Annotated in this window: 6 protein-coding genes and 4 tRNA genes; all 10 read left to right on the top strand. The window is 49.7% G+C overall.

What is annotated here, in order from left to right; translation table 11 throughout:
* Window positions 1–88: integrase core domain-containing protein (locus tag DXV75_RS16880; protein WP_147291831.1), on the top strand; the 88-nt coding region annotated here is incomplete at its 5' end.
* Window positions 89–369: 281 nt separating this feature from the next.
* The gene (locus DXV75_RS16875; protein ID WP_115594594.1) at window positions 370–1,563 is read left to right on the top strand and encodes a polysaccharide biosynthesis protein; all 1,194 of its coding nucleotides are present in this window, start codon (window positions 370–372) and stop codon (window positions 1,561–1,563) included.
* 126 nt (window positions 1,564–1,689) lie between these two features.
* A complete protein-coding gene (gene murB, locus DXV75_RS16870) occupies window positions 1,690–2,682 on the top strand; it encodes a UDP-N-acetylmuramate dehydrogenase (protein WP_115594593.1) in 993 nt (330 codons plus the stop codon).
* Window positions 2,679–3,665 (top strand): bifunctional biotin--[acetyl-CoA-carboxylase] ligase/biotin operon repressor BirA, encoded by a 987-nt coding sequence (birA, locus tag DXV75_RS16865; RefSeq protein WP_115594592.1) that lies wholly within the window; start codon window positions 2,679–2,681, stop codon window positions 3,663–3,665. Before murB ends, birA begins: the two co-directional genes overlap by 4 nt.
* Entirely contained in the window at window positions 3,655–4,395 is a 741-nt protein-coding gene (locus DXV75_RS16860) for a type III pantothenate kinase (RefSeq protein ID WP_115594591.1), read from the top strand. The genes birA and DXV75_RS16860 overlap by 11 nt, the downstream gene beginning before the upstream one ends.
* 116 nt (window positions 4,396–4,511) lie before the next feature.
* A tRNA-Thr gene (locus DXV75_RS16855) sits at window positions 4,512–4,587 on the top strand.
* A gap of 9 nt (window positions 4,588–4,596) precedes the next feature.
* A tRNA-Tyr gene (locus DXV75_RS16850) sits at window positions 4,597–4,681 on the top strand.
* A gap of 31 nt (window positions 4,682–4,712) precedes the next feature.
* Window positions 4,713–4,787: transfer RNA gene (locus tag DXV75_RS16845), tRNA-Gly, on the top strand.
* Window positions 4,788–4,795: 8 nt separating this feature from the next.
* Window positions 4,796–4,871 (top strand) — tRNA-Thr (locus DXV75_RS16840).
* 71 nt (window positions 4,872–4,942) lie between these two features.
* Window positions 4,943–5,777, top strand: an 835-nt coding sequence (gene tuf, locus DXV75_RS16835) for an elongation factor Tu (protein ID WP_115594590.1), incomplete at its 3' end; no start/stop codon positions are given.

The following is a 5,777-nucleotide window of genomic DNA, read 5'->3' as shown; positions in this document are numbered from 1 at the left end:
GGACTATGCAACGAAGTGGCTGTGGTTTTACAATCACGAACGACCACACAAAGCCAACGGTGGAAAACCACCTTTGATGGCAGCATAACTTCTACTTTTAGCGTCAGTTAAAAATGGGAGGATTACCGGGCGTCCATGCGGGGGCTTCCAGCCACGCCATCCTGGCGTGTCGTTCTTCACTCTCGGTGTGCCACCGGCACCCCTCGTTCGCTGCGCTCACCGCTCTTCACCCGTCCCTGGTGCTATGTCCAGTCACGCCTTCCATGGCGAGCCGCTACGCAAGCTGCGTTTTTTGTTTTTGGGATTAGCTGAGTGTGCTAACTTGGTCGTAAGCCCACTATTCTGAAACAGTCTTTGCCAGCAATGGGGATGTCCCGAAAAGGCCCGCAATCAGTTAAATACGCGTTGCTTACCTTTCAGGTAACTGCCTTTCTTGTGCCCTGGTTAACTGTGCTGTACTTGTCTTCCCAAAACGATATTCAGGGCGTTGCCAACTATAGCTTTCTACTGGCCATGTTCGCGCCGCTTGCTTTGGTGCTGGCCAGCCCTTCACGCAATTACCTTATCAGTAGCGACAGGTATACCATTGAACAGGCAGTTGCTTTACGGCTCGTATTGCTGATTGCCGGGCTGGTGATTTGTCTGGTTATTGGTGTAGCCTTTGGGCTGGTTACGTTGGCTCTGGCTATTTACCTGTCCAAAACAACTGAATTTTTGTTTGATTTGCCCCTATCCCAATGCCTCCGTCGGTCAAAAACCCGGTATTTACTTTATCTGGCGGGGATGAAATTAACATCAATATTCCTTGCTATGCTCTTTGCCATCACAACTGGATCCGTGGAATGGGCGCTACTGCTTGTATCATGTTTGTTTACCCTTGTTCCCCTCAATAGCGCGTTGTTTCAGGGCCGGATCCCGCGACCATTGTATCAGTCTCTGTTGCAAATATTGCCGTTGTCCTTAAGTACACTGGTGTTCTCGCTTTATTTCAACATACCCCGTTATTTACTGGGAGCTTACGGTTACCAAGGGGTTCTTGCAATTTACACCATCAGCGCATTCCTGCTTGCAGTGTTGTTGGTAATGAATAATGCCTTTTGCCAGTCTGACTTGCATCGTTGGCGTGAGCTTTTCGAGTCCAGACGATTTGAGGAACTTAATGGGTTACTAAAGCGGGCCTACATTCGAGCGGTGTTGTTGTATTGTGCTTTTCAGGTTACCCAGTTGCCAGGGCTGTTCGATGGATTCTGGCGCCTTCATAACAATTTGCAATTGCAGGATGAAAGTTATCCGATGATATTCAGGTGGGTGGTGTTACTTGCTATTGGCCCATTAACTTTCTCGTTCGTGAATTATTTGCTTGTGATTACCCAGCAACACAAGGTTTTGCTTAGGCTTACTATTTTGAGCGCCATAGGCACAGGGGGACTCAGTTGGCTGGCTTTTCAGTATATGGGCTTTACCCTGGTACTTTGGGTTATTTGCGCAAGCGGAATGGCCCATGGCGCTGTGTGCCTGCACATATACACCAGGTGCGTAGAGAGGGAGCAAGATGGTCTTTAGGCCGCTCATGTCAGTTGAGGAATGCGTTATTGTGCCTCAAATGGCTTTGGGTGAGTCACGGAAAGCTTTTTTTTAGGCGGGGCTTCCCCTAACATTAGCGCACTATTTGAATATTTCCGGCGAATTATGCCATCACTCAAATCTTTTCATACCTTTGGGCTGAACGCCGAATGCCATAGTTTGGTGGAATTTGACAGTCCGGATGCTTTTCTTCGAGCGCAGTCACACAGTAATCGTTACTGGCTGCTCGGGGAAGGCAGTAATACTGTATTTCTCGATGATTTTGACGGTACGGTATTAATCAATCGCATATCAGGGCTTGAGTACACTGAGTATCCAGCTTACCACCACCTTAGGGTTGGTGCGGGTGAAAACTGGCACAAACTGGTCGCTACCTGCTTACAGCAAGGTTGGTGGGGATTGGAAAATCTGGCCTTGATACCGGGGTCAGTTGGAGCGAGCCCGATTCAAAATATTGGTGCCTATGGCCTGGAGGTAGGGCAGTTTATCGAGTCGGTCGAGTATCTGGACATCGCTTCAGAAAAGGTATGTGTGTTGTCTGCGGATGATTGCGATTTCGGATATCGCGACAGTGTTTTTAAGCGGGAGATGGCAGGTAAGGTGCTGATTACACATGTTAATTTCTGCCTTCCAAAAGACAATCATATTGAATGCAGCTACGGGGAACTGGCCAAACTGAGCCAACCCTCACCACAGGCTATCTTTGACGAAGTGATTCGGGTCCGGCGCGCAAAATTGCCTGACCCCGCTACACTGGGTAATGCGGGAAGTTTTTTCAAGAATCCGCTCGTAACGGTTTTCCACCATGCAAGTTTGCGCGAGGAATATCCGCAGATACCAGGATTTCCGGTAGGTGAAAGTCATTTCAAAATACCCGCGGCCTGGCTGATTGATACGCTCGGGTATAAGGGCTGTGTAGTGGGTGGAGCGAGGTGTCATCCCACTCAGCCACTGGTACTGACCAATCTTGGCACAGCGAAAGGTGGGGACGTGATTAAACTGGCAAAAGAAATCATGGGCGCAGTAGAGGACAAATTTGCCATCCAGTTGGAGCCAGAGGTTCGTTTAGTGGGCAACAATGGGTTAATCAACTTATGAAACAGGCTTCCAAAATAATCAGGCAGCACATACTTTCGTTACTTGCAGACGGCCAGTTTCATTCAGGAGAAGTAATTGCACAGCAGGTGGGGCTTTCCAGAACGGCCGTCGCGGGCCACATTTCCCAACTTGCAGAGTGGGGGCTGGATGTATTTAAGGTCAAGGGTAAAGGCTACCGTTTAAATCGGCGCTTTGAACTGCTCAATACCGAAGCCATTAAGAAACACCTGCCCAACCCGCGATTGTCGGTGGTGGAAGTGGAGTCTGTGGTTCCTTCTACCAATACTGAATTGAAAAAACGCATTGTCAACGCCAGGCACAATATGGCCGATGGTGATGTTCTTATCGCAGAAATTCAAACCGCCGGTCGCGGCCGGCACGGCCGACCGTGGCTGGCGCCGGCTGGCGGCAGTTTAACTCTGTCCATGTACTGGTCGTTCCCGGATGGGTATCAGAGTATGGCCGGATTATCTTTGCTGGTTGGCATAGCAGTGTGTGAAGCCTTGAAAGAGTTCGGCATTGATGACGCCCAATTAAAATGGCCCAATGATGTGTATTTGCAAGGCAAGAAACTGGCCGGCATTTTGATTGAAGTGGAAGGCCAAATAGGCGCTACGGCGCATTGTGTAATAGGCATTGGCCTCAATATCTGCGTACCCGACAACCAATACGATGTTGGCCAACCCCACAGTGATTTGGCGTCATTTCTCGGGCAACTTCCTGACCGAAATGCGGTAGCCGCGGCAGTGATCGGGTCCTTGTGGGAGCTGCTGCCAAAATTCACCCAGCGTGGCTTTGAGCCGTTTGTCCCGGTTTGGCAGGCACTGGATCTCTATGCGGATAAGACTATCGTCCTGCAAATGGGAGAAAAACGTTTCAGCGGCATCGATCGCGGCATTGATGTTAGCGGTGCTCTGTTGGTCGAGACTGCAGATGGCATTAGCCGTTTTCATGGCGGTGAGGTAAGCCTGCGTGGCGGATAGAGCTTCTGTACTGCTGGTTGATATAGGTAACAGCAGCATCAAATACGCGAGCCTGGAGGCCAAAGACAAGGAACCCTCGCTAGCCGCTGATATGCCCACCTTTATGGCCAGAATTGCCACCATGGACGCGCTGAGCCACGTTTACCTGGCCAACGTGCGCCAGGCCTCATTTACGCAGCAACTCAAACAATATTGCGACATTCACGAGATTCAATTGCGAGTAATTGAATCCGAGCAGCAGGCTTTTGGCATTACCAACAGTTACCAGGATGTCAGCAAAATGGGAGTCGACCGCTGGCTGGCGATGATTGCGGCAGCTCAATACACTGAAAAAGCGTTTGCGGTAATCGACAGTGGCACCGCGATCACCTGCGATTTTGTTATCGATGGTCAACATTTGGGCGGTTGGATATCACCCGGCTTTGAAATTATGCGTTCCGCTTTGCTTGCCAATACCGCAAGGGTAACTGCAGATAACCGCATTCCGGAACAGTTGGAGGCTGGGCAGGACACCGAAGCCTGTGTGGCGTTTGGCTGTTTGGCCAGCCTTCGTGGCGTTTATTTGAGCGCAGTAGGTTATTTAACAAGCAAACAAACCGATTTTTCAATAATTATTGGCGGAGGCGGTAAAAAGTTGCTGACAAGTCTGGATCAGGCTGATAGTATCCGCGTCGCGAATTTGGTGGTGCAAGGCCTTGCCCGCTATGCGGAAAATGATCTTTTTGCTTGAAAAAGCATCCGATTGCAGAATAAATAAGCGGTCAGATAAAAAAAAGAAAAATTTTCGAAAAAGGCCCTTGCACGGAGTAAGTCATTACTCTAGAATGCGCACCCACTTGATGCAGTGCCGACTTAGCTCAGTTGGTAGAGCAACTGACTTGTAATCAGTAGGTCGCCAGTTCGACTCCGGCAGTCGGCACCATCAATCTCTGGAGGGGTACCCAAGCGGTCAACGGGAGCAGACTGTAAATCTGCCGGCTCAGCCTTCGCAGGTTCGAATCCTGCCCCCTCCACCACTTTCTATGAGGTGGCCAGAGAATTAGGATTGCGGGCATCGTATAATGGCTATTACCTCAGCCTTCCAAGCTGATGATGCGGGTTCGATTCCCGCTGCCCGCTCCATTATATGTGCTGATATAGCTCAGTTGGTAGAGCGCACCCTTGGTAAGGGTGAGGTCGGCAGTTCAAATCTGCCTATCAGCACCACTTTCTCCCCAGCTCATGTTTGTTTAAGATAAGTCGAATTTTTTAAAATTAACTTTGCTGGGATAATAGAAATGGCAAAAGAAAAGTTTGAACGTACGAAACCCCACGTAAACGTGGGTACTATCGGCCACGTTGACCACGGTAAAACCACTCTGACTGCAGCGATCACTACTGTTTTGGCAAAGACTTACGGTGGTGCAGCTCGCGCATTCGATCAAATCGATAACGCGCCAGAAGAAAAAGCTCGTGGTATCACCATCTCTACTTCACACGTAGAATATGACACTCCTACTCGCCACTATGCGCACGTAGACTGCCCCGGACACGCTGACTATGTTAAAAACATGATCACCGGTGCCGCTCAGATGGACGGCGCAATCCTGGTAGTTGCTGCGACTGATGGTCCTATGCCACAAACTCGTGAGCACATCCTGTTGGGTCGTCAGGTAGGCGTACCTTACATCATCGTATTCATGAACAAATGTGACATGGTAGACGATGAAGAGCTGCTTGAGCTGGTAGAAATGGAAGTTCGTGAACTGTTGAACGAATACGAATTCCCAGGTGATGACCTGCCAGTAATCAAAGGTTCTGCTCTGAAAGCGCTGGAAGGCGATGCCGAGTGGGAAGCGAAAATTGTTGAGCTGGGCGAAGCACTGGATTCTTACATCCCAGAGCCAGAGCGTGCAATCGACAAGCCGTTCATTCTGCCAATCGAAGACGTATTCTCCATCTCTGGCCGTGGTACTGTTGTAACCGGTCGTGTAGAGCAGGGTATCGTTAAAGTTGGTGAGACCGTTGAAATCGTAGGTATCCGCGAAACTCAATCTACTACCTGTACTGGTGTAGAGATGTTCCGTAAGCTTCTGGACGAAGGCCGTGCTGGTGAGAACGTTGGTGTTCTGC

It is taken from the genome of Alteromonas aestuariivivens, assembly GCF_003367475.1.
GTDB lineage: Bacteria > Pseudomonadota > Gammaproteobacteria > Enterobacterales > Alteromonadaceae > Alteromonas > Alteromonas aestuariivivens.
This window is presented reverse-complemented; position numbering and strand designations above follow the sequence as displayed.

What these genes read in the sequence shown, in the direction of transcription:
- murB (WP_115594593.1), top strand. Translation starts at nt 1,690, where the DNA reads ATGCCATCACTCAAATCTTTTCATACCTTTGGGCTGAACGCCGAATGC.
- DXV75_RS16875 (WP_115594594.1), top strand. Translation starts at nt 370, where the DNA reads ATGTCCCGAAAAGGCCCGCAATCAGTTAAATACGCGTTGCTTACCTTT.
- birA (WP_115594592.1), top strand. Translation starts at nt 2,679, where the DNA reads ATGAAACAGGCTTCCAAAATAATCAGGCAGCACATACTTTCGTTACTT.